Source organism: Crocosphaera watsonii WH 8501 (genome assembly GCF_000167195.1).
Lineage (GTDB): Bacteria > Cyanobacteriota > Cyanobacteriia > Cyanobacteriales > Microcystaceae > Crocosphaera > Crocosphaera watsonii.
In genome coordinates this window covers 16,154-42,731 of record NZ_AADV02000011.1, presented here as the reverse complement: position 1 = coordinate 42,731, position 26,578 = coordinate 16,154, and the positions used below count along the sequence as shown (strand labels likewise).

Here is a 26,578-nt window from a genome sequence, read left to right as displayed (position 1 = left end):
TTACCGTTGCTGCTGGGTTTTATGAGATGATGCTGGCTTGATTTAATATGCCTAAATCCGTTGGGTATTTGATGTCTGCTGGCGCACAAGTCGCATCTAAAATTAGTTTACCTTTATTTTTTATTTTTTCTCCTTTTTATTGGAGACAATCCTTTTTTTTTACTTCTTTATCACTCTTGTCTATTTCTCTTTTTACTATTTTTTTATTGATTTTGTTTATCAATTCTCCATCAATTCTTTTCCTAAAATGAACTAGCATTGAAGATTCCAGTGGTGGCTCTTGTTGATAACAATTTAAACCTATAAAGTATTGTAGACAGGGATTTTCTCTAATCTGTTCTATAGTTTCTCTATCACTTGTTCCTAATTTTTCCTTAATAATTAATGTCCCTAATGCCATTCTAAATAGTTTGGCTGGCGCACCTTTTTCTGCTGAAAAAAGTTTAGCATATTCTTCCTCAAAATCATCCCAAGGTATCAACTCTGCCATGATTACCCAACGATTATTGGGGGACAATTTGCCCTCGAAAGGTAATTCAAATTTTTCTGGGGGCGGTAAAGGTTGCTCCTCTTTTCGATACATTTGTTCTTGACCAACAACTGGGAGGTGTTTCTACCAATTATAGCGGTTTGTAGCCGACAAAGCTGATCTTTTTTGCGATCGCGAATATGGGTGTAACCTTTTAAAGAATAGGGTTTTGCTTTTATTCAGCAAATCCTAATTAATATTATCTTCTACCGTAAACTTAAGATTAGGTTGGTTACTACTTTGTAAAACATCCCCCGTATCTTTATTAATCAACTGAACAAGATTATTAGACGAACCACTATTTAAGTTGATCTCAACATCTTCTCCCACCTGTACATCGGATAAGAGATAATTATCCATGAGACGGTTTCTGATGATAGGGTGAAAATCGTCATCATTTTGATCAAATCCAGCATTAACAGAGAAATTGGTCTTGACATCTAAGGTATAGTCTCCTACTTGTAGGCGTGAAAAAGAACTAACCACAATAGCGTAATTAACATCTGCTCTGGCCTTGTAGGTAATATTTGAGGAGTAAGTGCCGTCTTCACTATTATAAGAACCTCGATTAGGCACTATATAACGTCCCGTGTCAGCATTAACCAAAAACAACATGGTATTGTAATCAGAGGAAGTAAGCTCAATATTGATGGTTTGGAAGTCAGATAAGTTAGTGATGTCGTATCGATCGGAGTACCTTCCACCCCAGAAGCGGTACACTTCATCATCCTCCGTTATACTGCCTTGAATGGTTTGATCGCTGACACCAGGGGTGAGTTGTCCTCAAGTTGCTCCTAAAGTATAGCTTCCCATGGCTGTTTCTTCTAAGGATATTACCCTCACCAAATATTCCAGATCACTGCTGCTGGTAAATGCCAGTTGTACAGGAGCATTTTCGTCGCTTTCTGTGACCTGAGACTGATGAATCACTTCTCCTGTTTCACGGTTAACTAATTGCAAGGAACCGCTAAATACTGCACTATCTAAATTAAGAATAACGGTTTCTTGATCCCCAAAACCCCTCAAAATGTATTCATCCTGAGGACGGCCTTGATAAGTAGGATCACTATTATCTAAAACTCCTGTTTCTGTATCACTAAAAATTAAGGTTTCCGTAAGTTCTCCCGAAGTGGTTGCTAAGGTATATTCTCCTGTGATTTGGTTCTCGACGGAAGTAATTCTTACCAGATATTCTATATCGTTTTCGGTGCTAAACATCACTTCATTAAAAGAAGTTCCCTCGCTTTCTATAGCATCATACTGACTGATTATCTCTCCTGTTCCACCGTTAATTAATTCTAAGGAATGACTAAAGCCAAACCCTTCTAGGTGTAATATAATAGCTTCATTATTCCCCAAACCATCTAGGCGATAGACATCGCTATAACTTCCTTGATAAGTAGGATCACTATTATCTAAAACTCCTGTTTCTGTATCACTAAAAATCAATGGTTCGGCTTCATTAATGCCAGTAATAGTATCTCCCACGTTCGTTTCTTCTGTGGTTGCCTCAGTATAAGAGCCGCTATCTGTTAGTAAACCCTGTAAGGATTCATCTACCTTGACAAAATCGGAGGTGATATCAGTCCCCATTATAGAGGACGAGGCATAAGTATTCTCAAGATTAACCAGGGGTTCTCCAGCCCCAGAATTCTCCGCCGTTGAATTATAAAAAATATCTTGATTAGATTTTGTCATTTGCTCACTCATAATTAATTCTCTCGTAAATTGTGTTAACCCTTGTTAGGATGGAAGGCTCACTTGGTTTACCTTTAAAATTTGGCAATAGATTTTTACTCTCTGTTCCTTTATTGTTAACAGTTTTATCAAAAAAGGCATCAGTATTATCAAGTATTTTTCTGCTTTTTCTTTATTGAAAATTTATTATATAGCCCATGACTTTATCGTATTCATCCATAGCTTTTGACGAGAATACGTAAATGTAATTAGTTAAAATATAAAGATTATTTAAAGTCTCTTATGACACGGATAAGTAAATATATTTAAAAACAGAAAGAAGCAAGCCTTTCTGTTTATTTATGTTTATTTATGTTTATTTAAAATATAAAATAAATTTACTTTTATAAGTTAAGGATGGCTTGATTATCAATTTTAGCCACTGTTCCATCAGCCTTGATCGCACTAAATCTCTGAAAATAATCACGAATTTCACCTGGAAAATTAGGAAAATCAAAAATGGCATCCCCTGCGGCAACATCTGACCAAAAATATCGTAAATATGGAGCCAATTTTTCTGCTTCTTCTAGAGATATTCCTAATGGTGATGCTGTTAGTAATTTGACCATGAAAGGAAACGATCGCTCCCCTAACCATAGACGAGAAATTTCCTCTAAATTATCCCATCCTGGGACACTTTTGACCCGATGAGAGGTTATATTCAGGCTCAATGAACCGTCAAAGGGTCGTTTGACTTCAATAACACGATAAGGATGGGGATAACTAACTAATGATCCCGTTGTAATTTCATACATTCCTTGATGATAAGCAACATCTTGTACATGGAGATGGCCTGTAAAAATTAATTTACAGTTAGCGGAATTCAACATTTTTAGTAATAGAGGAGCATTATCTAACATATATCTTTTACCTAATTCATGATGACTTTGATCCGGTAAATGCTCGATTACATTATGATGAATCATCACTAAAAGTAGTTGATCTTTCACCTGGGGTAATAAGTTTTCTAACCAAGTTAATTGTTGCTCATCTAAACAACCTAACTGTTTCCCTTCCTCATTAAATTCATTAGAATTTAAACCAATAATTCTCACCCCTGGTAAAATTTCTTGGGTATAATACAATTGTTGACTGCTGTAACCACAATGACCGTAATAACTCGGAAATTGATGCAAACCAATCTTAGCTTTTGTCGGGTTCACACTAGGAACATCATGATTACCCGGAACCACAAACACAGGGAATGGCAGCGATCGCAATCGTTTCCCTAACCAATCATGATTATCCACTTCTCCATCTTGGGTTAAATCCCCTGGCAAAAGGAGAAAATCTAAGTTAAGCTGTTCTAGATGACTTAATACTTTTTCTAGGGCAAGAATACTAACTTCGACTAGATGAAAACGTTTAGTATGATCGGGGAGGGTATGGGGAACCGCTACATGGGGATCACTGATAATAGAAAAGCGAAAATTCATCACAAAAATTCTTCAACTTAAGCATATATTTATCATCGAAAAATTGGGACTGAAACCCAGTCCTCTCTTGGTCGACCTGAGATGCGGAAATAAATTCCGCCTCATCCGACCGCCTTTAGGACGGCTTGACAATTACAGTATTTCGCTATATACTAGATATAAAGTGAAATACTGTTAAATATGTACGCCACTCAAAAGAATCAACTTAGACGACTTAGCCAGCAGGAATTTAAAGCCCTGACTGTATTGTGTCGTTTGAGCAAAAATCTTTTTAATGTGGCCTTGTACGAATGTAGGCAGTATTTCTTTATAGAAAGAGAACGGCTGACCTACGAATCTAACTACCATATTTGTAAGTCTAACGAGAACTATCGACTTCTGAACACCGATATCGCGCAACAGACTATGAAGGTGGTGGATAGAAGTATGAGGTCTTTCTTGGGTTTGTTTAAGGCTATTAGCATAGGACGCTATGACCAAAAACCACAACTTCCGAAATACTTGCCGAAAGACGGATATTTCCCTCTGATTATTCCGAGAATCAAAGTCAAAGATGGGGTGTTTAGAATTCCCATGTCTCGACAATTTAATAAGGAGTACGGTGAGGTTAAGATCCAACTCCCTGAAAGACTGAAAGATAAAGATATTAAGGAGGTAAGAATACATCCAAAATACTCGGCGAGATGGTTTGAGATCGAGTACATTTATGAGGATGAAAAAGTAGAGACATCTGTTACTCCTGACAAAGCGATGGCTATTGATTTGGGGGTTGATAATTTGGCTGCTTGTTTTGACACTGAGGGGCATCAATTTTTGATTGATGGGAAAAGACTTAAAAGCATTAATCAGTGGTATAACAAGCGTAATGCTGAACTTCAATCTGCCAAGGATAAACAGCGGTGCGACCCTGCGGATTCTCAATCCGCTAAGGAAAGCGCACCAAGACAAGGTATTAAAAGCTTTACTAATCAACAGGCTAGACTTTATCAATGGCGTAATGATCGTGTGAGAGATTATTTGAACAAAACGGCTCGAATAATAATTAACCATTGTTTGACCTATCAAATTGGCAAGCTTGTAGTCGGGTATAACCCTGGTATCAAACACGAGATTAATATCGGACGTTCCAATAATCAGACGGCAGTTGCTCCACTTGGGGAGACCCCAAGACCGCACTACCTCAACTTTGTTCAAATTCCTTTTTGGCAACTGAGACAGAAGCTTAAAGCTTTGTGTTCTCGCTATGGTATCGAATACTTGGAGCAAGAAGAGTCTTACTCGTCTAAAGCTAGTTTTTACGACCAAGATGAGATTCCTGTTTACAATGCCGATAACCCAGGTAAACAGAAGTTTTCTGGTAAAAGAATTAAACGTGGTTTGTATCGGACAAAAGATAAGCATCTGGTTTCTAGCGATATTAATGGGAGTGCCAATATTTTGGTTAAAAGTAAGCACAGACTCAGTTTTGAGCGAGTGTCTAGGGGGTTTTTGGCTAACCCTTTAAGGATTTTTGTCTCTTAAGAATCCACTCGCCATAAGGGCAGTGGAGTTGTCAATTAGCATAGATAGGAGAGTGTCATTTTGGCAAGAGTCCGTGTCCGTCAGCACGTTAACCCTTTAAGCAGAAAATACCGTCAACCTCTGATTTTACCTGAGTGGGATAAGATTTATTCTTGTCCCGATCGCCCCCTTCATTTAGATATTGGTTGCGCTAGGGGCAAATTTTTATTAAAGATGGCTCCATTATATCCTGAGATGAATTTTTTGGGCATAGAAATTAGAGAACCTTTGGTGATTGAAGCGAATGAACAACGGGATCATTTACAGTTATCTAACCTCCATTTTCTCTTTTGTAATATTAACCTATATATTGAACAAATATTAGAGTCTTTTCCCCCTCAAGTTTTACATTGCGTCACCATTCAATTTCCCGATCCCTGGTTCAAACGCAATCACCTAAAAAGAAGGGTGGTACAACCTGCTTTAGTTAAGGCGATCGCTACCCATTTAGTTTCTGATGGTTCAGTTTTTTTACAATCAGATGTTAAAGACGTTGCTCAAGAAATGGCCGATAACTTTCTCGCTAATACTTGTTTCCAAAAACAACATCTAGAAACTTGGTTAACAGAAAATCCTTTTCCCATTGCTACAGAACGAGAAATTGCCACATTGAATAAAAATCAACCTGTTTATCGGGTTTCTCTTCAACTCAATGCTGCTGATTAATATCTTAACTAATTTTTGTCCTGCTAGAGCTAGACAAAAAGCAAGCAAGATGCTTGCACTACTTGTACTGTCTGCTCAAAATGACAATTTACGTTATGATAATCCACCAAAGTTTATAAATTTCATATTTAAAAATTGTGTTAGATCCTTCTTACTTTTCAAAAGTTTCGACTTTTATTGAAAAAGAGTTTCATCCTCTCCGTTTTTTCTCTAGTTTTACTGCTAGTTTAATAGGGGCAACTCTTTCCATTATTTGGGCTGTTTCTTGTAGCCATTTAATTTTTGCTGGTTCTTTATCTCCTTACATTTCTATCGGTATTGCTTTAATTCTAATTAGTAACATTGTTACAGCATTATTTATTGCTTCTAGAACGTCATTACCTGGAATTATTCCCTCTATTCAAGAACCGCCTGTAGCCATTTTAAGCGTTATTGCTAGTACCATTATGGCTCAATCATCTATTGATAACATAGAAACAACTTTCTTAACCCTTATTGTAATAATTATTGTCACTGGAATACTCAGTGGAATTGTTTTTTTACCCTCGTTTTTTTTCGTTTAGGAAGTTTAGTTCGCTATGTTCCTTATCCTGTTATTGGGGGATTTTTAACAGGGACAGGTTGGTTATTAGTGTCGGGTATTATCAAAAATTATGCAGGAATTGAAATTAGTTTAAATAATGTTAGTCAATTATTTTCCTGGGAGATTTTATCCCAGTGGCTGCCTGAGTTTATATTTGGCTTTTTGTTATTAATAACCCTGCGTTTTTTCAGACATTGTTTAGTCTTACCTGGTATTATGTTTTTAACAGTATTTTCTTTCTATTTATTCTTAGGAATAACAGGGATATCTCTGGATGAAGCAAGAGGAATGGGATTATTAATGGAACCTATACAACAAAATACTTCCTTCCCAGCATTAACGGTTGATACCTTGAAAAATGCTGATTTATCTTTAGTGTTTAATTATCTTCCAAAAATGTTTTCTATTATTCTTTTAGGGGTGATAGGACTCCTTTTAAATATTAGTGGAATTGAGATAGCATTACAAAAGGATATTGCCCTAAATCATGAATTAAAAATAACAGGAATTGCTAATATTTTATCGGGCTTAATGGGAGGGGGGTTAACCAGTTATGTATCATTAAGTCGTTCGGTTCTTAATCATCGTCTAGGGGCTTCTAGTCGTGTTGTGGGTTGGTTCTTGAGTGGCTTTTGTGCCTTAGCTTTGTTTGGAGGAATGTCGATATTATCCTTATTACCAGAAGTTTTAATCGGAGGATTAACTTTATTTTTAGGCTTAAATTTTTTGGTAGAATGGCTTTATGATGGTTGGTGGAATTTATCCAAAAGTGATTATTTTTTAGTTTTATTGATTGTAGTCTCTATCGGTTTTTGGGGATTATTACAAGGTATTATTGTTGGCTTTGTTGTAGCTATGATTCTTTTTGTTATTAAATCTAGTCGTCTCAGTATTATCAAAAATAGTTCTTCTTTATTTCACTCTTCTTCCCATGTACAACGTTCATCTTTAGAAACAAAAATAATTAAAAAGCATGGCGAAAGTCTTTATATTTTAGAACTACAGGGTTGGTTATTTTTCGGCACTGCTAATCAATTATTCAATACTATCCGTAACCGTCTATATGACGGAGAACAACCTTCTATTAAATTTGTATTATTGGATTTTCATATGGTTAATGGTCTAGATTCCTCTGCTTTAATTAACTTTATTAAAATTAAGCAACTACTTAAAAGTTATTCTGTTAATTTTATACTTACTAGCTTGACTATAAAAGATCAAGAAAAGTTGGACAAACAAGTAGGTTTACAAGACGATTTTATTCATCTTGTTGAAGAAAAAAATATTGGTTTAGCTTGGTGTGAAGAAAAACTGCTTGAGGAATATTATCCGATTCATAAAACCTGTCAATTATTGGAAACACAGTTAAGTAACTATTTTCCTCCTTCTGTGGACATTCCTAAACTTATCAGTTATCTTAAACCGTTTAAACTCTTACCAGGAGAATTTTTATTTAGTCAAGGACAATTAAATTTAGGGATGTATTTTTTAGGATCAGGACAACTCAGTGTTATCAAAGAAATAGCACCGGATAAAACTAAATGTTTACGAACTTATAAAAGTGAAACCATTATCGGGGAAATGGGGTTTTATAGTCAGTCTAATCACTCTGCTTCTGTCATCGCTGATGAACATAGTTCTGTCTATTTCTTTTCCAGTCATGCTTTTAAACGCATGGAAAGAGAGGAACCTAAACTAGCATCAGCGTTCCACAAATTCATTGTTAAACTATTAATTGAAAGAGTGCAATATCGAGAACAAGATATGCAGAATCTTCTATCTTAGATATTTTTAGATCAGTTTCCTAAAGTTAAGCTACACAGTCCTGTAGGGGTCAACGGCCGTTGACCCCTACAACGTTAATACCTTTACTCAAGTAGGCTTTATTAGCTTAATTTAATACGCCAAAAAACGAAAATAGTGGGTTAGGAGGGATGATCTAAATATATTAGTCTAACCTACCCCTAAACCAACCCACTCCCGCCCCTCCCTGGAGGGGAATGGTAAGGTTAAAAATCAACCACAGGAAAACGATGGGTAGGACGAAAATAGTCCCCTACCTGATAATTCAAATCTTCATAAGTTTCATTGAGTCTTCTAACTCTAGTTTCGTACAAATCTAAGTCCAAAGTGCTAGAATCTAAAGGAGTAGAGGTTTGAGGTGTAGGAAATGGCCCCCCCACTCCCCAATCCCAATCTTCTATAGTTCTGGGTTGAACTCCTCCTAAATCTTCGCTGGATGTGTTTGCTAATGTGTTAAAATCAGAAGAACGAAGAACTTGAGCAACAGCGTTAGGTGCAACCAAAATAACACTAACAGTAATCAAAATCGAGGGGATAACTTTCATGGCATTCCTAACAGTATGATTTCTATCTCCTCATGCCACACTCTATTAATTAATCACAAAAATATTAGGGAAATATTCCCCTAATAAATATTGTAACCCGATTTTAAAGCTATTAGAAAACGAGAAAATATTATTTGATAATTATTTTATTTTCGTTACAAATTGGTAAACTTTTGTTGTTATTTAGTAACATAGCCTTCTAGGCTGTAACAATTATCTTGCTTGTGTTACGGTATATTTGTAGCTACTATTTCCTCTACAACCTTCTGAGAGTTACTAAAGCAAGGTTCTAAAATAGTAAGATACAAGTTTTTCCGAGTTTGATGATTGAGAAATTTTTGCTGTAAATTTTCCCATTCTTGCCACTTTTGATAACGACTATCTTGTAAAGTTTCGCAAAAAGTTGGCAGATTACTGAGAATATTATCATCACAAATCTCGTTAAGAAACTCAGCTAAAACAAAGCTATCTTGAATATCCCCCAAAATACTTTGTATACCTTTAACATCTGTGACATAGGTTTGATATATGTGATCATAAAACTGAGTAAACAATTCCATATTATAACGGGTTCGCTTCCCTACTTTACGTAAATCGTGTAAAATCAATTCGTCGTTATCTAATAAAGATTCTACTGCTTTTTTAGATAAATTATTCGTCTGTGATGCAAAGTCAAAACCTATTAACCATCCAGGATGTAACATTAATTGACTCACTTCTGGTAAGAGAATATCCGCTAAAATTGTCTCAATAGAAACTTGAGCAATATCATGATATTTGGGATGTTTTAACCAATGAGCAAAAGCTTGTTTTAAATCAAAATAGTTTTGACTGTTTAACGTTTCTCTTACTTTTTTAAAGGCTTTTTTTCTGTTTTTTTCTAAACTATATAATACTTCTTTTAACCGTTTTTGTTCTTTGTTGGGTAAATGAGGATAATATTTATTTTTTAAGGTGTCTTCTAAAACATCTAAATCTCGTAAATTCCCCAATGATTTAGCAATTTTACCGACTTTTTTACCCTGTCCATTTTCAGGCAAATTTAAAGCAGCAGTAAAGCCATTAATAGCACTTCTTAAGCGTCGCATACCCACACGCATTTGATGTAATTCTTCGGGATCTTTATCTTCTAGCACAGCTAATTCATGGGATAGGAATTTTTTATAATGTTTAGCAACCGCTAAATAAGCCCAATCTCCAAACGTTTTTGCTTCGTGATCTAATTTATATTTCATCTGATTATCTCCAACTAGATCGAATTATGTGAGAGTATGCCTCTTCTACATTTATTGTAATAAAAATAATTGTTCATGTTGACACAAGGTTAGAAATAAGGTGGGCACTGCCCACCTTACTAACTAAAAATTTCACCGTAGGCCGATGCACTACCCACCTGACAAGGATTAATATTTTCGTTCTTTAGGTTCAAACATATCAAGCACCACATCCATATATTGAATGTCCAAACCAGCAGGGGAATAATAAGCCAAAGTATGCTTCAAGAAGTTGGGATCATCCCGTTTTGTATAATCTTCCCGTGAATGGGCCCCACGACTTTCTTTACGGTTTAAAGCAGAGGTTAAAATCATTTCCCCTACTACCATAATACTGCGTAATTCCATGGCTTCAATTAACTCTGTATTCCAACAACTTTCTTTATCATCGAGATAAATGTTGTCGTATCGAGCTTTAAATTGTTGAATTTTCTCAATTCCTTCCTGCATTAATTCTTCAGTACGGAATACCCCACAATGTTCCGCCATAGAGTCTTGAAACTGTTGACGTAATGCCCCAATACGAATACTTCCGCCTTTATTTAACAGGCCAGAAATACGCTGTCTTGCTTCCTGTAAATAAGCTTCCTCATCCAAATCAGAAAACTTACGATCTTTTACATAATAGGCGATATTTTCCCCTGTAATTTTGCCATAAACCACACATTCTAATAAAGAGTTACTGCCCAAACGGTTGGCCCCGTGTACGGAAACACAAGCACATTCTCCCGCAGCAAAAAACCCTTCTGTGAGGCGATCTCCGCTTAACCTGACTCTACCTTGAGTATTAACTGGAATACCACCCATACAATAATGGGCAGTGGGACGCACAGGCATGGGTTCATAAACCGCATCTACTCCCACTAAACGGTGTGCTTCTTCCCAACAAAAGGGAACCCGACTCATGATCTTTTCTTTCCCCATGTGTCGCAGATCCAAATAGATAAAGGGACCCCCTGGGCTACCATCAGGATGTACACCCCTTCCAGCACGTATTTCCAGGGTAATAGCGCGAGAGGTAATATCACGGGGGGCGAGTTCCATGCGTGAAGGGGCATAATCTTCCATAAACCGCCTTCCTTCGCTATTGATAAGGTAGGCCCCTTCCCCTCTAACTGCTTCGGAAATTAAAACACCAACGGGATATAAACCAGTGGGGTGAAACTGGACAAACTCCATGTCTTCTAGGGGAACCCCAGCGATCGCAGACATGGCTAAACCGTCCCCAGTGGAAGCATAATCATTGGAGGTGGTATTAAATACCCTGCCATAACCTCCTGTTGCAAACATCACCACCTTACTGTGAATGATTTCCAAGGTTCCATCTTCGATATGATAGATGACTATGCCTTTGGCTTCTTCATCTTCAAAGATCAACTTCATCACATACCATTCATCATAAATTTTCACTCCGTTGAGTCGTAGGTTATTGACTAACTCATGAAGGATAGCGTGGCCCGTTTTATCGGCGGCGTAACAGGTACGGTTATGGGTATGGCCACCAAAGGCCCGTTGAGCAATTTTCCCATTGTCTAAACGGGAGAATAATACCCCTAAATGTTCGAGATCGATGATCACATCGGGGGCCTGTTGGGTTAGTAAAGCTACTGCGTCTTGATCCGCTAAATAGTCCGATCCTTTAACGGTATCAAAGGCATGAGACTGCCAACTGTCTTCAGGATCAACATTTTTTAGACTGGCAGCGATCCCTCCTTGGGCAGCAACTGAGTGCGATCTGATGGGGTGGGTTTTGGCAACAACAGCTACATCAATACTAGGGTTGAGGCGTTTAATTTCTAGGGCAGCGCGAGATCCCGCTAAACCACCGCCCACAATAACGACATCATGTTTTAACATTTTTTATTACGCTAGAGCTTGGTTATTTTTGACTCTAACTTATCAAGGGACTTATAGCCCCAAAGAAACCTTAAAATTTTATAAATTTATTAGGAATGATCCCATTGTGTCTCTGCTAATACCAGTAAACTCACCACCATGATCCCGGCTGTGGCTAAAAATTCCCAACCCATGACATAAGGTAAACTAAAAATACCCAATAAATGTCCTAACCCTACCAATAATAAAGCACGGGAACTTAACCCCAAGGCCGTGATAATGTACCCGAGACTACATAACCCTAACCAAAGATGGGATAGATGGATCAATAACCAACCCCAACCCAAAAAAATACTACAGTCTGTTAAGATAACACCACTAACCATCAACATCACCCAAAGGTACAAGATCCAATTAAGCTGTTGTTGCTTTACCCAAAAATGGGTGAGGATCATCATAGACAAGGTTCCGGCAAGGGTTAAAATTGACCAAACGATGGCCTGAGTTGTCCAGCTAATGGGTAAAAATTGCGCAGTCACAAATATAGCCGCCACAATAAGTCCCCAAATGATGAAAACCTGATCTAAACAGCTATATAAACCAGAATAAAGTGTTTTACCAGCAATTTTGAGATAAAGACTCACTAAAGATTGATATTCTTGGCAATAGATATCCCTCTGCTTTCGTCTTAAAATGGGTTTTGTTGAATGTAATAAATTCATTTAAAATGGACTGACGCAAATATTAAACCTTAAATGTAACGTATTTTTAATAAACTTTACAAGGATCTATCTTTTTTTTCAAGGCTATGGTACGCAATCAGCTATCCTGACAATAATTAAGAAAATATTATAAATATTGCTTATTGATGATTATTATGGTAGAGAATATAACTTAGAAATTGTCATTCTGAGGAATGGATAATGGATAATGGATAGTTGTCATTGTGAGGTACTAAGATAAATTTTGAGAAAAAAATCAAACAACTAACTAAGAGAAAAAAGAAGCAAAAATTGTCATCATTACCCAAAAAAATAACGAAATCTTAAGCCTATCTTCCTAGCAAATATATCTATGATCGATTGAGGGAGTGTCAAAAAATTCCCCCTGTGTTAAAAACTCGTGCAATAATTCCTATGGATAAACAACAACTGTGGCAACGTTACCAAGATTGGCTTTATTATCATGAAGGATTAGGGGTTTATGTTGATGTTAGCCGAATGCGCTTCGATCATGGCTTGGTAACACAACTAACCCCAAAATTTGAGAAAGCCTTTGCAGATATGGAAACCCTAGAAAGTGGGGCGATCGCCAACCCGGATGAAGGCCGCATGGTGGGACATTATTGGTTACGGGCCCCAGAATTAGCCCCCAATGATGATGTGAGAAAGGAAATAACCGAACCTTTGGCTAATATTGGCGAATTTGTGCAAAAAGTCCACGCAGGAACCATTAAACCCCCCACAGCAGACAAGTTTACTCATGTTCTTTCCGTAGGTATTGGGGGATCGGCTTTAGGTCCTCAATTTGTGGCCGAAGCATTATCGGATGTTGATCCTCCCATGGTCATTCATTTTATTGATAATAATGATCCGGCTGGTATTGATCGGGTTATCGAGCAAATTGGTGATCACCTCAAAAATACCCTAGTCCTCATCACCAGTAAGTCGGGAGGAACCCCAGAAACTCGTAACGGGATGTTGGAAGTTAAAAACGCCTATGAAAGCAAGGGGTTAGCTTTTGAACCCAACGCGGTTGCTGTTACCATGCCGGGCAGTAAAATGGACAAAGTAGCAGTGGATGATAAATGGTTGGCAAGGTTTCCTATGCAAGACTGGGTTGGGGGCAGAACTTCTGAACTATCTGCCGTGGGTTTATTACCTGCTGCCCTACAAGGGATCAATATTGATGAAATGTTGGTTGGGGCCAAGGAAATGGATGAAGCGACACGGGTTAAGGATCTCAAAACCAACCCTGCTGCTTTATTGGCTTTAGCTTGGTATCATTCTGGCAATGGTAAGGGAGAAAAGGATATGGTAGTTCTTCCTTATAAAGATAGTTTACTGTTGTTTAGTCGTTATTTACAACAGTTAGTCATGGAATCTTTGGGTAAGGAAAAGGATCTCGATGGCAATACTGTTTATCAAGGGATTGCTGTTTATGGTAACAAAGGCTCGACGGATCAACACGCTTATGTACAGCAACTAAGGGAGGGTGTTCCTAACTTTTTTGCAACCTTTATCGAAGTCTTAGAAGATGGCAGAGATACCCTTTTTGAAATCGAACCTGGAGTGACTTCTGGGGACTTTTTATCGGGGTTTTTACAAGGAACCAGACAAGCTTTATTTGAGAATAATCGTGACTCGATTACTATTACTATTCCTCAAGTTAATCCTCGTATTGTTGGGGCTTTAATAGCTTTGTATGAAAGGACGGTTAGTTTCTATGCTTCCCTGGTTAATATTAATGCTTATCATCAACCTGGAGTAGAAGCAGGTAAGAAAATGGCCGCCTCTATTTTGGACTTACAAACTAAAGTACAAACGGTGATAAAAGAAACTTCTGAAGTCTTAGATATGGCAACTTTAGCAGAAAAAGCTGGTTCTCCTGATGAGGTAGAATCTGTTTATAAAATTGTCCGTCATCTCGCCGCAAATGGTCGTGGGGTAAGTTTGGAAGGCGAGTTAACTGACTTAAAAACATTGAAAGTTTCTGCTAGTTAATTACTTGGGTGGGCATTGCCCACCTTAGTTAATCTTAAATTGTTAAACTAGAATTATGCGTATTTAAAAAGTTGAGGGAAAATATCATGACTATCGCATCAGAAAAAAAAATTTATACACCAGAAGAATATTTACAATTAGAAGAAAAATCAGCAGAAAAACACGAATATCGTCAGGGAGATATTGTTCTAATGACTGGAGGAACTACTAATCATAATCGTCTTGTTCTTGAATTTTGTACTTATTTAAACTTTGCTTTAAGGGAACAAAATGCAGAAGTATTTGCAGGAGATGTTCGTTTATGGATTCCTGATTATCGTGAGTACACTTATCCCGATATTATGGTAGTTAAAGAACAACCCATTTATCAAACTCCAGGAACCACCACTATTACTAATCCTACTATTATTGTGGAAGTTTTATCCAAGTCAACTCAAGCAAGGGATCGAGGGGATAAATTTCGTTTTTATCGGTCTATTCCTGAGTTTAAAGAATATATTTTAATCGATCAATATAGTCTATTAGTTGAACATTTTGTGAAAACATCTGAGCATCAATGGATATTAACAGAGTACGAAACAAAAGAAAGTAAATTATCTTTAGATTCCGTTGAGTTTGAAATTAGTTTAGAGGAGTTATATAAACGAGTTAATTTTGATGAAGGAGTTTAACAGTGTGTTCTTTTTAAATTTTTGTAATTTTTTCAAGAACATGGTTTTGAAATCCAGATAAACCACCGTACTGATTCCAGTATTCGTGAAACTGAGGCATTTTATTATTATCAGCTAAACTATGAGCGTGACCATCTCAAACAATGTAATCTAAACCAAAAAACTCTTTTTGATGAAGACGATCATCATCCCACATAATGCCTTTTGATGGCATCCAAACAGCTTTTACGACTCTATATAGGGTTTGCTGAATAAAAGCAAAACCCTATTCTTTAAAAGGTTACACCCATATTCGCGATCGCAAAAAAGATCAGCTTTGTCGGCTACAAACCGCTATAATTGGTAGAAACACCTCCCAGTTGTTGGTCAAGAACAAATGTATTGAAAACAGGAGCAACCTTTACCGCCCCCAGAAAAATTTGAATTACCTTTCGAGGGCAAATTGTCCCCCAATAATCGTTGGGTAATCATGGCAGAGTTGATACCTTGGGATGATTTTGAGGAAGAATATGCTAAACTTTTTTCAGCAGAAAAAGGTGCGCCAGCCAAACTATTTAGAATGGCATTAGGGACATTAATTATTAAGGAAAAATTAGGAACAAGTGATAGAGAAACTATAGAACAGATTAGAGAAAATCCCTATCTACAATACTTTATAGGTTTAAATTGTTATCAACAAGAGCCACCACTGGAATCTTCAATGCTAGTTCATTTTAGGAAAAGAATTGATGGAGAATTGATAAACAAAATCAATAAAAAAATAGTAAAAAGAGAAATAGACAAGAGTGATAAAGAAGTAAAAAAAAAGGATTGTCTCCAAGAAAAAGGAGAAAAAATAAAAAATAAAGGTAAACTAATTTTAGATGCGACTTGTGCGCCAGCAGACATCAAATACCCAACGGATTTAGGCATATTAAATCAAGCCAGAATTGAGACAGAAAGAATAATAGATAATCTTTATAAACCATTAAGAGTAAAATTGAGAAAAAAGCCGAGAACTTCTAGAATAATTGCTAGAAAGGAATACTTAAAAGTAGCTAAAAAACGAAAAGTATCTTATCAAGAAAGAAGAAAAGCTATCGGGAAACAGTTAAAATACCTTAAGAAAAATTTAGGAAATATAGAAGACTTAATTCAAGCTGGGGCTTCCCTGGAAAATCTGAGTAAAAGACAGAAAAATTGTCTAGAGACTATCAAAAAAGTTTATGAACAACAACAGTCAATGTGGGAGAATAAAACCCAGAGTGTTCCTCAAAGAATTGTAAGTTTAACTCAACCGCATATTCGTCCAATAGTGAGGGGAAAAGCAGGAAAACCAATAGAGTTTGGAGCTAAACTCTCAGTAAGCTGTGTAGATAACTATGTGTTTCTAGATAAAATAAGTTGGGAAAACTTCAATGAATCTTGTCATTTAAAAGAACAAGTAGAAAAGTATAAAGAAACGTTTGGCTATTATCCCGAATCCGTCCATGTAGATAAAATTTATCGAACTAGGGAAAACAGAAATTGGTGTAAGGAAAGAGGGATAAGAATCAGTGGTCCGAAGTTAGGAAGACCTCCGAAAAATGTCAGTGAAGAAGAAAAGAAACAAGCCCACTCCGATGAATGCTTCCGTAATGCTATTGAGGGAAAGTTTGGACAAGCTAAACGAAGATTTAGCCTAAATCTCGTGATGACAAAACGTAATTGCTCACCGCAATAAAGAATCTGTCTTGACAACATAAAGGTAAAATCGGGGATTTTTATGTATAGTGGGGGTTATGACCACAAATGCTACCATTGATTCAAAGCTAGTTAGAGCTATCGCCGATGAACAGTTGGCGAACAATGTCTTCATGATTGAGTGGCTAGTCAAGGCACAACAACAGTTATCTCTTCAACAAAGACTGATTGACCAGCAACAACAACAAATCTCTACACAACAGCAAGAAATTGAAAAATTGAAAGAAGAGAGAGATAAGCTAAAAAACCGTAACTCAAAAAACAGTTCAGTCCCCCCATCATCAGACCAACTAAAAAAGCCTTCTGACAAAAAGAAACGCAAAAAAGGATTTAAACGCGGACCAAAATATGACCACCCAGGGAAGACCCGTAATGGTTTTGGTCAGCCCGATAAGATAGTCACTTTAGAACTAGAAAACTGTCCTGTTTGTGGGGGTTCAGTGGAACGAGATGAAGTAGTTCCCGAAAAAGTCCAGCAAGTGGCTGAAGTAGTAGACCAACCCATAGAAATCAGGGAATATCGTCGCGGATTCTATAAATGTCCTAGTTGTGGATGGTCAGATTACAGTCCTGTTCCATTGGGAGTTAAAGAAGGATTCAGTTATGGGGCGCGATTAAGTAGCATCGTGGGCTGGCTTGGCTATGGGGGTAATCTTACATGGCGTAAACAGGAACATTTTATAGAGTATGTCTTTGGCATTCCCATTTCTCAAGGGAGCCTTGCCAAAATGCACAAATGGTTTCAAGAAAGTTTAGAACCCTTGACCCAACAGTGGTTAAAGTACATCCAGCAGCCAGGAATCCGATGTGTTGACGAAACCAGTTATTGCATCGATGGCATCAAGTATTGGGTTTGGGTAGCCACATCAAATGAGGTCTGTGTGTTGATGTTGGCTCCCACTAGAAGCTCCGCAGAAGTCGAGAAATTGTTAGGAGCAGATTTTAAGGGCATCCTCACCAGTGACTGCTATAGTGCCTACTTTAGACAAAGTGCGATGGCCAAACAGAAATGTCTGGCACATTTAGAACGAGAGTTAGAGTCCCTTAAAACCAGTCGTTTTCAAGCGAATCGAGAATTTGCTGCCGATGTACAGCAAGTTTTAGCAACCGCCCGTATCCATTATCGTCATTATCATGCTCGAAATTTAACCCTTGAAGACTTAGGCTCCAAAAGAACAGAAGTCGAGAACTCACTGCAAAAGATTTTTAAAGCAACTCCCAAAAAAGGATGGCCTTATGATGCACAAAGATTGATTAACCGTCTCAAACGTCATTGGGAAGAGTGGTTCACCTTTCTAACTTATCCTGAAGTCAAACCAGATAATAATGATGCTGAGAGAGCTTTACGTCCCATTGTCATTCACCGCAAAGTAAGTGGGGGAGCAAGAAGCGACTGGGGTGCAGAGTTAGTCACCCAAATGTTCAGTTTTTTAGAGACCATGAGATTACAGGGGCAAAATGCCATTGTCCAATTATGCGAATTATTTTCATTAGCTGGTCGGAGTCCCCCAGGATTAGAGATGTAAAAGGCTCCGGAGCCGATGGGGGATAGATTTTTCTTGATCCCCCTATCTCTCTGCACAAAAATACACAGGGTTAGCGGATAATATCCGCTAACAAAAAACTATTTTACTATTCTTTTTTTTCTCATATTGTCGTTTTTATTTGAGGTTTTAAAAAGACTTGATTCTGGGAATGTTAGTCATTAAAATAGCCGTAATAAATTAGCTTAAATTTTACGCTAAATCACAGGGCTTATATTTTTGTTGACTCAACTGATGTTGTTTGTAGTGCTTTTCAATAAGACTTTTTTGTTGCGGTGAGCAGTTACTTAAAATAAAGTCATAGTTTTCTGATAGATTATCATTAAATCCTCCACCAAAAAAGAAGGATGTACTAATAACATTAATTGGTTGACCATCTCTTTGAACAATACTTAATCCTTCATTGATAAATTCATTTCCTGTTATTACCCCATTACCAGGAGTTAATGAATCAAAATCAATTAACGTTAAATCTCCAGCAGCATTAGCAAAATCACTTTAATTAAAGAATTCAATGGTTGCTGCTTCAGCGATATTAGTTTGACTCAGAAATAATACAGCAGTGGTTCCCGTGATAAGAGTAGTTAAGTTGAATAAAAAATTGCGAGACATACAGATATTACCTAAGTTAAATGACTAGATTAACAGAAGAAAAATAACTTTTTCCTTACACACTAAGTATTCCCCAGTAACAAATTTTTCTATCAGTAATTACACGGAAATGGTAATATATTATGTTAACGAAGATGGTGGGTTACGACGGATTTTTATATTCTTGTGATAACCTAAATTATCGCCGTCTAACCCACCCTACAATGAGTTTTGAGATAAAATGATCTTAACGATTGATAAATAAACGCCAGAAAGTCTCTATAATTAGAGGACATCTTCAAAATTATTCTTGTCCAAATATTATTCATTAACTGTGGACAACACCAACCAACCCGACAACAACCCCTTAACCCCTCACCCTGGCAAAAAAATGGGCGGTGGTTTACCCTTAATAGAAGACTGGGCCAACTACACTCTTTCTGCTGATGGGGTGCAACTGTGGAAAACCCTATTTCACAAAAGTGCTTGTTTATCTTGCGCGTGGGGAACCGGAGGCCAAAAAGGTGGGTTTAGTAATGAAGTCGGGGAAACCCTACAACGGTGTGTTAAAAGTGTCGAAGCAATATCATCCGAGTTACAACCAGGAATAACACCCCACTTTTTTGAACAATATTCCCTCACAGACTTACAACAGTTAAACTCTCAAGAAGCAGATAGACTCGGCCGTTTAACGTTCCCTGTTATTCTACGCAAGGGGGACAGTCATTATCAACGCATTAGTTGGGATGAGGTTTATAACTTAGTTGAAACAGCATTTAAGAAACCTTCAGATCGCATTGCTTCCTATAGTTCCGGACGTTCATCTAACGAAGCAGCTTATCTCTTACAGTTGATGATGCGATCGCTTGGCTCTAATAACCTAGCAGATTGTTCTGATTTGTGCCATCGTGCCTCAGCAGTAGGGTTAAAAACCGTGTTTGGTACAGGGACATCTTTAGTCAGTTTGGAAAGCTTAAAAGCATCAGAATGTGTGGTATTGGTGGGTTCCAATGCACCAGCAAACCACCCTCGTCTGATGAATGAGTTAATTAAAATACGCGATCGCGGGGGGACAGTTATCGTTATTAACCCCGTGGAAGAAATAGGGTTAAAAAAGTTCGCTTCTCCTGCATTTCCCGTTAAGTCTCTCATCTCGGGATCAAATATTGCATCTTTATTCTTAAAACCTGATCCGGGTAGCGATCTCGCTATCTTTGTGGGGATACAAAAGTCTTTAATAGAAAGAGGTTTAGTTAAACAAGATTTCTTGCAAAATTATACAGAAAATTGGCAGACTATTCTACAACAGTCTCAAGCAACTTCCTGGGAAACTATAACAGAGACTTGTGGTGTTTCCCAAGAAGACATAGAAACTGCTGCAACTCTCATCAGCAATGCAAAAGGTGTTGTCTTTGCTTGGGCCATGGGTGTTACGCAACAGTTACACGGTGTGGAAACTATTTTTAGTATTGCTAACACAGCATTAATGACCGCAAATGTGGGAAAATTAGGTGCAGGGTTAATGCCTATTCGTGGCCATTCTAACGTCCAAGGTTTTGGATCTATGGGAGTTACCAACAACCTCAAAAAAGAGATCCAAGAAGCATTAGAAAGGTTATTAGGGCGATCGCTTAATCGTACCCCAGGTTATGACGCGCGATCGCTAATAGATGCAGCAGATGACAACAAGGTGGATACTTTGTTATGTTTGGGAGGAAATCTTTATGCAGCTAACCCTGACTTAACCCAAGCAAAACGCGCATTACATAACATCGAAACCGTTATATATCTCTCCACAAAACCCAACTTAGGACATTTTCACGGCCTCGCAGCAGAAAATACTATTATCCTTCCTGTCTATGCAAGGTTTGAAAACCCCCATAAAACTACTGTTGAGTCGGGGAATAATTTTGTTAGGTTGAATGATGAGGGGAAAACTCACCTAAAAAACGCCGATCTTATCTCAGAAATAGACTTTATCACAGAATTAGCCCATCGTCTCTTAGGAGATGATCCCGTAAACTGGCGCAAGTTACAAGACACTCATTATGTGAGAAAACTTATTTCTGAAACCATTCCGGGTTACGAAAAAATTGCCAAGATAGACGAAACAGAAGAAGAATTTACTATTTCAGGACGCATTTTTACAGAACCTAAGTTTCCCACAGCGTCAGGTAAAGCTATCATGCAGGAAACACCCTTACCCACCATTACTTTACCCCAACCCAAAGAGTTTGGCGTGTCTCAACCCTTTTCTGGGGTGGTGGTTGCATTAATTACTGGACGCAGTTATCGTCAACATAACACGGTAGTCTATCGTAACGATGATCCCTATCGCAATATGCCTCACCGTTATTGTATTTTAATGAATGTTGATGATGTGCATAAAGCTGGTTTAAATGAACATCAACGGGTAACAGTACAAGGAGATGGAGGAAAATTGCACAATATTGAGATTATTTGCGGTGAAATTAAACAAGGTGCAGCGTTAATGTTCTATCCTGAAGCTAATATCTTGATGAAAGCACATCTCGATAAGCGATCGCAAACCCCTGCTTATAAACGAGTCCCCGTCTTGGTTTACACTGTTTACTGAATAGTACAAAAAAATTATTTTTTTCGTCTTGACAAACTAGTGCAGCTTAGCAAAAATAATCCACCAGTCACTTATGATCTTTAAAGCCCTTAAATTTCCAAACGAACGGCTTAGCAAAATGTTGATTAAAGTAATCAATAAAATTGAGAATTTTTTGGGATAGTTCTTCAGTTGAACGGACAGTAATTCTTTTGAGTAAACGCCGGACTAAGATCGAAAACCAACACTCAATTTGATTAAGCCACGATGTATGTTTGGGAATATAAACAAAGCGAATTCGATGAGATTCATCTGATAAAAAATCTGCTCTGCTGTCCATAGATTGCAAAATCCCCTCCTTTCCTTTTCTCCCCAAATCAATAGTAATTCCACAGCTTTCTGCTACTAATTTGACTAAGCTTTCCGATTTATGAGTGTTGAGTTGATCTACAATAAAAATCCATTCTGCTTTTTCATCAATCTTAATCGTTCTCTGGATATGTTCAGAAAAATCTTGTTCTGTTCTTGTCGGTCCAATAGAGGGACTAACAATTTTTCCTCTTGCCACATCCCAGTTCGCAATCAAGCTTAAAGTTCCGTGTCTTTCATATTCAAATTCGATTTTTTCTACTTGTTTAGGCTTGATTCTTTTGTTCGGAAATAATCTCTCAAGAGCTTGAATCCCTGTCATTTCATCTGTACTAATTAAATGAATTCCTTGTTCTAACAAAGTTTTAGCTTCTTGATGAAGTTCACAGATATATTTGACTTGCTTTTTAAATTTTAAGGGATCATCAATTTTGGCATTTAACCAGTAACGAACGAGATGTGGTTGTAATGTCGCTTCTTTTTAAAAAACGCCCCACACTACGGGGGGAAATCTTTTCGACAATTCCTCTTTTTATGGCTTCATCCGCCAACTCTGAAGGTGTCCAATGGCTCACTGGTCTGTCTGATTTTTCACATTCTTCACAAGCGATCTCTACAATCTGGACTACTTGTTCGACCGTAAAGGATTTTGTTGTTCCAGGTCTTGGGCGATCGCTTAAAATTCCTTTGATCAAGACCATTAATGCTTTCTCCGTTACCTGTTGTTCTTCGGCGGCACTCAGTTTTTCTCTCTCCTCAAACCATCGCGATCGCCACTGACGCACTTGTACTCGGTCTAATTCTAATCTTCGACTAATCGAACTATTGCTCTCTCCTGATGCTGCGGCTAAGATTAGCTTGGCTCGTCTAACAAGGCGATAGGGGTTTGTTGTCCCTCTCACTATTTGTTGGAGTACTGTTTTCTGTAGGTTGGAGAGGTTAATTGGCAATGCTTTTATCATGGACATCAACTTCGAGATTCTTCCGTTAGTTTCATTAAAAATCTGGTGGATTACTTTCGCCAAGCTGCACTAGCAATATTACCAAAGAATTTAGGGGCGTTGTTGAAGAGGTTGCCAAAGTCAACAGTATGCCAATTATGGGTAACTTGATCCCCCGTATTACCTGCCATAAAAGCGTTGCCATCCCAGTCACCTTGTCCTGGAGAAATTGCTAACCAAGCGATGGTTTCTGCTCCATGTCCAGTATTAAGATAAGCTTCTTCTTCTTCTAAGGCAAGCTCAAATCCATTTTCGGTGATATTCTTCTGACGAGTTTGCACAAAGGTAGCATCATTGTCGGTTTGAACTTGGGTTAAAATTATAGGAGCATCGTCAAAATCATGGTTAAAGGTGATACTTTCCCAACCGGATTTAGTGGTGGCATCGGTAGTGGTAGTACCCACTTCGATAATAGTGCCGTCAGATAGTTCCCAGATACCTTTCTCAAGCACTAAGAAACCGGAAGTTTCTTTTAGATGATTGCCCTCGTTAGTCTCTTGGTTTCTTAAATTGGTTTCTTGAAGTTTTACAGAGAAGCGATCGCCTTGAATATCAGTAATTCTGATAGTGGATGCATCACTCCCATTATAAGATAAGGGTTGAGCAAAGATAACTGGGTTAGTAAACTCATGGTCAAAGACAATGGTTTGACTATTATGGTCTAAATTGCTAATATCACCTGCTTGAGCAATGATAATCTCACTGGGAGTTTCCACCATGTCGAGGATAGCATTCCCTAATTTGTTGATGTTTAAGACTTTGCCATCGTAGTCATCTGTGTATTGAACTGGACCGACAATGTCATCCCCTTGTGCGAGTACAGTTTTAATTTCATCAAAAGTTAATCTTCTGCCTAACTCTTGCTCAGCTAACTGTTGCGCTACTGCGATGGCTCCACTAACCGCAGGAGCCGCCATACTTGTTCCTGATTTAACCGTTGTTCCACCGTTTTGATTGGCGGCTCGAATACTTCTCCCGTCGGCAAAGACATCGGTTAAAGTCTCATGATGTTGAGAAAAAGAAGAAATATTTCTATTATTGTAATCATCTACGGAAGAAACCGCTAAAGAATAAGGGTTGGCTGCTGGATAGGATACACCATACTGTCCAGTATTACCCGCAGCAGAAACGACGATAACATCTTCTTGAGCTAATTGTTGTAATTCATCATGAATAATCCCAAAATTGGTGGGGTTTACATAGTTGCCTCCAGTGCTGAGGGACATATTGACACTGGCAATATTGTATTGTTGCTGATTGGCAACTACCCACTGTAAAGCTTGTTCTATATCAAAAAAATTCCCTGAATTGTTATTATCAAAAACTTTCAGGACAATAATATCAGCACCAGGAGCTATTCCTGGATAATTGGAATCACTTGAAGCAGCAATGCTGGCTACATGACTCCCATGACCATTAGAGTCGCTGGCATCGTTATCATCATTACTCGTGGGATCATTATAATTTGTTAATGGTGTTGCTGCAAAATCATAGTGGTAAACAATACGATCTGAAACTCCATCTCCATCTAAATCTGGACCAAAAAAAGGATGATCTAAGTCAATTCCTGTGTCTAGAATCACAATAGACTGACCACTGCCATCCATAAGCTGTCCCTGGTTATTAAAAATCATTTTTACAATTCCTCCGTAAATTTTTACTTTTCCGCGCAGACATTTGCCACTTTAACAAAATATTTTGCTAGTTTTCGTAGCACTTTTAATCCATGGTCTAAAATTACTGATTTTGATAAAAATAGACACTATCCCTACATTCTATGGGAGTGAACTATTATTTCACTATTTACAAAAAATTAATTTCGTCTCTAATAATCACATTGTAAATCTTTATTTTTTTTGCAAATAGTGCTCTTACTGACATTAAACATAAAGATTTAAACAATTAAAAATTCTACTACTTAAATGTTCTTACTGGAGATGAATGGAATATTTACTGATATTAAATGTAAAGATTTAAACAATTAATTTAACTGTTCCACCACCGAAGCGCATCCGTGTAACGGGGGTCTTCACCCCGACATTGAAGATAAACTGAGGAACTGTTATCTAGGCTAGAATCGTCATCAGGAATAGAGAAAGATTAAGAGGAAAATAATATGCAAAATAATGAACGTCACAATCGTTCCTCTACTGGTTTTATTGCGGGTATTCTCGCTGCAATGCTTACCACCGGAACTATAACCACTTGGTGGGCTATACATACGTTGAGTAATTCTACTGATATCACCCCCCCAACCCCTAGAGAAAACCCTATCAGTCAACCTTCTGCCAAAAACAAACAAGGACAAGTATATTGGCTAAATAGTAGAGGCGATCGCTTACAACTGCAAGAGAGTCCTTTAAGCATCTCAAAGTCTTTAACAGACGAAGACATTCTCGAAACTGGGGTCAAAGAGTTATTATCGGGGACTGAAACTGCTGAAAATTACACCACTATACCCCCAAATACTAAGTTATTAAGCCTAAAAATAGACGAAGAAGGGGTAAGGATTAATCTCTCTTCCGAATTCACAACTGAGGGTGGTAGTGCTTCTATGACAGGACGTTTAGCCCAATTGTTGTACACAGCCAGCAGTTTAGATGAGAAGGGACAAGTTTGGTTATCCGTTGAAGGGGAACCCTTAAAGGTATTGGGAGGAGAAGGTTTAATCGTAGAACAACCCATGACTCGTCAATGGTTTGAAGAAAATTTTGAGCTTTAAGGGTGACTTCATCGAATCTTTTGTTAGAATCCAAGTGATCTATTAGATTTTGATACTTTATAAGACTGTTTCAAACAGTGATAATCATGTCATTAAATCGTTTATTGCGTGGGTTAGGAGTGTTTCCGGTTTCTCTCGGTTTAGGTTTGTTTACCGTTCCTGTGGTAGAGGCCAGAGACTGGAACCAATATAGTGTCTGTGTGACACAACTACAAAAGTTCAATGTATCGGGAGATAATGCAGCTATTGCTTGTTCTGATGCACTGATTCCCAAAGAATTATCAGAGTGTGTCAGTATGATAGGAAATGCAACTCCTATCGATGGAAATAACTCTGTAAATGCTTGTTTTCAGGTGAGGCGACCTATTGATTTAGGAAACTGTGTCGCTGATATTTATAACGCTGTACCTAGTTTAGCAACGGTTGATCCCGACACAGATACAGAAGAGATTAACTTATTAACTTTATTAAATTCCTGTCGTACCAGTTCACGACCTGGTTTTTATTCTGAATGTGTTATTGCTACTGCTAGAGAAGTTACAGATATGGACCCCATTAGAGCAATGGATATTTGTTTATCAGCACAAGATTTTCCTCGCAGTTTGTTTCCGGCATATAATGAATAATCATTGTGAGAAGATGTAGAAAATTTGTAGGGGTGAACGCTTCGACTACGCTCAGCGTTCACCCC

At 37.8% G+C, this 26,578-nt stretch carries 20 protein-coding genes and 2 pseudogenes; 11 read left to right on the top strand and 11 right to left on the bottom strand.

The genetic code is table 11. From position 1 onward, the window contains the following. Positions 1–28: 28 nt before the first annotated feature. The 4 genes and pseudogenes from CWATDRAFT_RS12765 to CWATDRAFT_RS12750 all read right to left on the bottom strand — a co-directional run. Positions 29–583: pseudogene (locus tag CWATDRAFT_RS12765) on the bottom strand (transposase); the annotation flags it as partial. Between the two features lie 135 nt (positions 584–718). Beyond that, positions 719–1,249 (bottom strand): hypothetical protein, encoded by a 531-nt coding sequence (locus CWATDRAFT_RS12760; RefSeq protein ID WP_007305410.1) that lies wholly within the window; start codon positions 1,247–1,249, stop codon positions 719–721. Positions 1,250–1,312: 63 nt separating this feature from the next. Further along, entirely contained in the window at positions 1,313–2,227 is a 915-nt protein-coding gene (locus CWATDRAFT_RS12755; protein WP_007305409.1) for a hypothetical protein, read from the bottom strand. A 383-nt stretch (positions 2,228–2,610) separates the two neighbouring features. Then, positions 2,611–3,702 (bottom strand): metallophosphoesterase family protein, encoded by a 1,092-nt coding sequence (locus CWATDRAFT_RS12750; protein ID WP_007305408.1) that lies wholly within the window; start codon positions 3,700–3,702, stop codon positions 2,611–2,613. A 180-nt stretch (positions 3,703–3,882) separates the two neighbouring features. On the opposite strand from CWATDRAFT_RS12750, the gene CWATDRAFT_RS12745 reads away from it, so the two are divergent. The 4 genes from CWATDRAFT_RS12745 (at position 3,883) to CWATDRAFT_RS12730 (ending at position 8,296) form a co-directional block, all read left to right on the top strand. Continuing rightward, complete coding sequence (locus CWATDRAFT_RS12745; protein ID WP_042711480.1) at positions 3,883–5,223, top strand: RNA-guided endonuclease InsQ/TnpB family protein; 1,341 nt, start codon at positions 3,883–3,885, stop codon at positions 5,221–5,223. 60 nt (positions 5,224–5,283) lie between these two features. Further along, a complete protein-coding gene (trmB, locus tag CWATDRAFT_RS12740) occupies positions 5,284–5,928 on the top strand; it encodes a tRNA (guanosine(46)-N7)-methyltransferase TrmB (protein WP_007305406.1) in 645 nt (214 codons plus the stop codon). Positions 5,929–6,065: 137 nt separating this feature from the next. Beyond that, positions 6,066–6,491, top strand: a complete 426-nt coding sequence (locus CWATDRAFT_RS12735) for a hypothetical protein (protein ID WP_007305405.1) — start codon at positions 6,066–6,068, stop codon at positions 6,489–6,491. Between the two features lie 32 nt (positions 6,492–6,523). Then, positions 6,524–8,296: a SulP family inorganic anion transporter gene (locus tag CWATDRAFT_RS12730; RefSeq protein ID WP_232287089.1), complete on the top strand. Its 1,773-nt coding sequence runs from the start codon at positions 6,524–6,526 to the stop codon at positions 8,294–8,296. Between the two features lie 224 nt (positions 8,297–8,520). On the opposite strand, the gene CWATDRAFT_RS12725 is transcribed toward CWATDRAFT_RS12730, so the two are convergent. From CWATDRAFT_RS12725 to CWATDRAFT_RS12710, 4 genes are all read right to left on the bottom strand, one after another. Next, on the bottom strand, positions 8,521–8,859 hold the full coding sequence (locus tag CWATDRAFT_RS12725) for a hypothetical protein (RefSeq protein ID WP_007305403.1): 339 nt from the start codon (positions 8,857–8,859) through the stop codon (positions 8,521–8,523). 227 nt (positions 8,860–9,086) lie between these two features. Then, positions 9,087–10,094 carry a CHAD domain-containing protein gene (locus CWATDRAFT_RS12720; protein WP_007305402.1) on the bottom strand — a complete coding sequence of 336 codons (1,008 nt, stop codon included), beginning with the start codon at positions 10,092–10,094 and terminating at the stop codon, positions 9,087–9,089. Between the two features lie 168 nt (positions 10,095–10,262). Then, positions 10,263–11,990: a succinate dehydrogenase/fumarate reductase flavoprotein subunit gene (locus tag CWATDRAFT_RS12715; RefSeq protein ID WP_007305401.1), complete on the bottom strand. Its 1,728-nt coding sequence runs from the start codon at positions 11,988–11,990 to the stop codon at positions 10,263–10,265. Between the two features lie 89 nt (positions 11,991–12,079). Beyond that, on the bottom strand, positions 12,080–12,613 hold the full coding sequence (locus CWATDRAFT_RS12710; RefSeq protein WP_232287088.1) for a hypothetical protein: 534 nt from the start codon (positions 12,611–12,613) through the stop codon (positions 12,080–12,082). Positions 12,614–13,105: 492 nt separating this feature from the next. On the opposite strand from CWATDRAFT_RS12710, the gene CWATDRAFT_RS12705 reads away from it, so the two are divergent. The 5 genes and pseudogenes from CWATDRAFT_RS12705 (at position 13,106) to CWATDRAFT_RS12685 (ending at position 21,816) form a co-directional block, all read left to right on the top strand. Then, complete coding sequence (locus CWATDRAFT_RS12705) at positions 13,106–14,692, top strand: glucose-6-phosphate isomerase (RefSeq protein WP_007305399.1); 1,587 nt, start codon at positions 13,106–13,108, stop codon at positions 14,690–14,692. An 86-nt stretch (positions 14,693–14,778) separates the two neighbouring features. Next, positions 14,779–15,363: a Uma2 family endonuclease gene (locus CWATDRAFT_RS12700; RefSeq protein WP_007305398.1), complete on the top strand. Its 585-nt coding sequence runs from the start codon at positions 14,779–14,781 to the stop codon at positions 15,361–15,363. Between the two features lie 385 nt (positions 15,364–15,748). Beyond that, positions 15,749–17,044, top strand: a pseudogene (locus CWATDRAFT_RS12695) (IS5-like element ISCwa2 family transposase); the annotation flags it as partial. 70 nt (positions 17,045–17,114) lie between these two features. Next, positions 17,115–18,611 (top strand): IS66-like element ISCwa4 family transposase, encoded by a 1,497-nt coding sequence (locus CWATDRAFT_RS12690; protein WP_007304618.1) that lies wholly within the window; start codon positions 17,115–17,117, stop codon positions 18,609–18,611. Positions 18,612–19,611: 1,000 nt separating this feature from the next. Further along, the gene (locus CWATDRAFT_RS12685) at positions 19,612–21,816 is read left to right on the top strand and encodes an FdhF/YdeP family oxidoreductase (protein WP_198138981.1); all 2,205 of its coding nucleotides are present in this window, start codon (positions 19,612–19,614) and stop codon (positions 21,814–21,816) included. Between the two features lie 67 nt (positions 21,817–21,883). Here the strand turns inward: CWATDRAFT_RS12685 and CWATDRAFT_RS12680 are convergent, their stop codons facing one another. From CWATDRAFT_RS12680 to CWATDRAFT_RS12670, 3 genes are all read right to left on the bottom strand, one after another. Further along, positions 21,884–22,525, bottom strand: coding sequence for a transposase (locus tag CWATDRAFT_RS12680; protein WP_007305395.1), 642 nt, complete (start codon positions 22,523–22,525; stop codon positions 21,884–21,886). Positions 22,526–22,589: 64 nt separating this feature from the next. Next, the gene (locus CWATDRAFT_RS12675; protein WP_071905583.1) at positions 22,590–23,132 is read right to left on the bottom strand and encodes a helix-turn-helix domain-containing protein; all 543 of its coding nucleotides are present in this window, start codon (positions 23,130–23,132) and stop codon (positions 22,590–22,592) included. A 44-nt stretch (positions 23,133–23,176) separates the two neighbouring features. Continuing rightward, a complete protein-coding gene (locus tag CWATDRAFT_RS12670; protein WP_007305393.1) occupies positions 23,177–24,799 on the bottom strand; it encodes a S8 family peptidase in 1,623 nt (540 codons plus the stop codon). A 482-nt stretch (positions 24,800–25,281) separates the two neighbouring features. On the opposite strand from CWATDRAFT_RS12670, the gene CWATDRAFT_RS12665 reads away from it, so the two are divergent. Together CWATDRAFT_RS12665 and CWATDRAFT_RS12660 are read left to right on the top strand one after the other, a co-directional pair. Then, the gene (locus CWATDRAFT_RS12665) at positions 25,282–25,887 is read left to right on the top strand and encodes a GerMN domain-containing protein (RefSeq protein ID WP_007305392.1); all 606 of its coding nucleotides are present in this window, start codon (positions 25,282–25,284) and stop codon (positions 25,885–25,887) included. 86 nt (positions 25,888–25,973) lie between these two features. Further along, the gene (locus tag CWATDRAFT_RS12660; protein ID WP_007305391.1) at positions 25,974–26,513 is read left to right on the top strand and encodes a hypothetical protein; all 540 of its coding nucleotides are present in this window, start codon (positions 25,974–25,976) and stop codon (positions 26,511–26,513) included. Positions 26,514–26,578 lie beyond the last annotated feature (65 nt).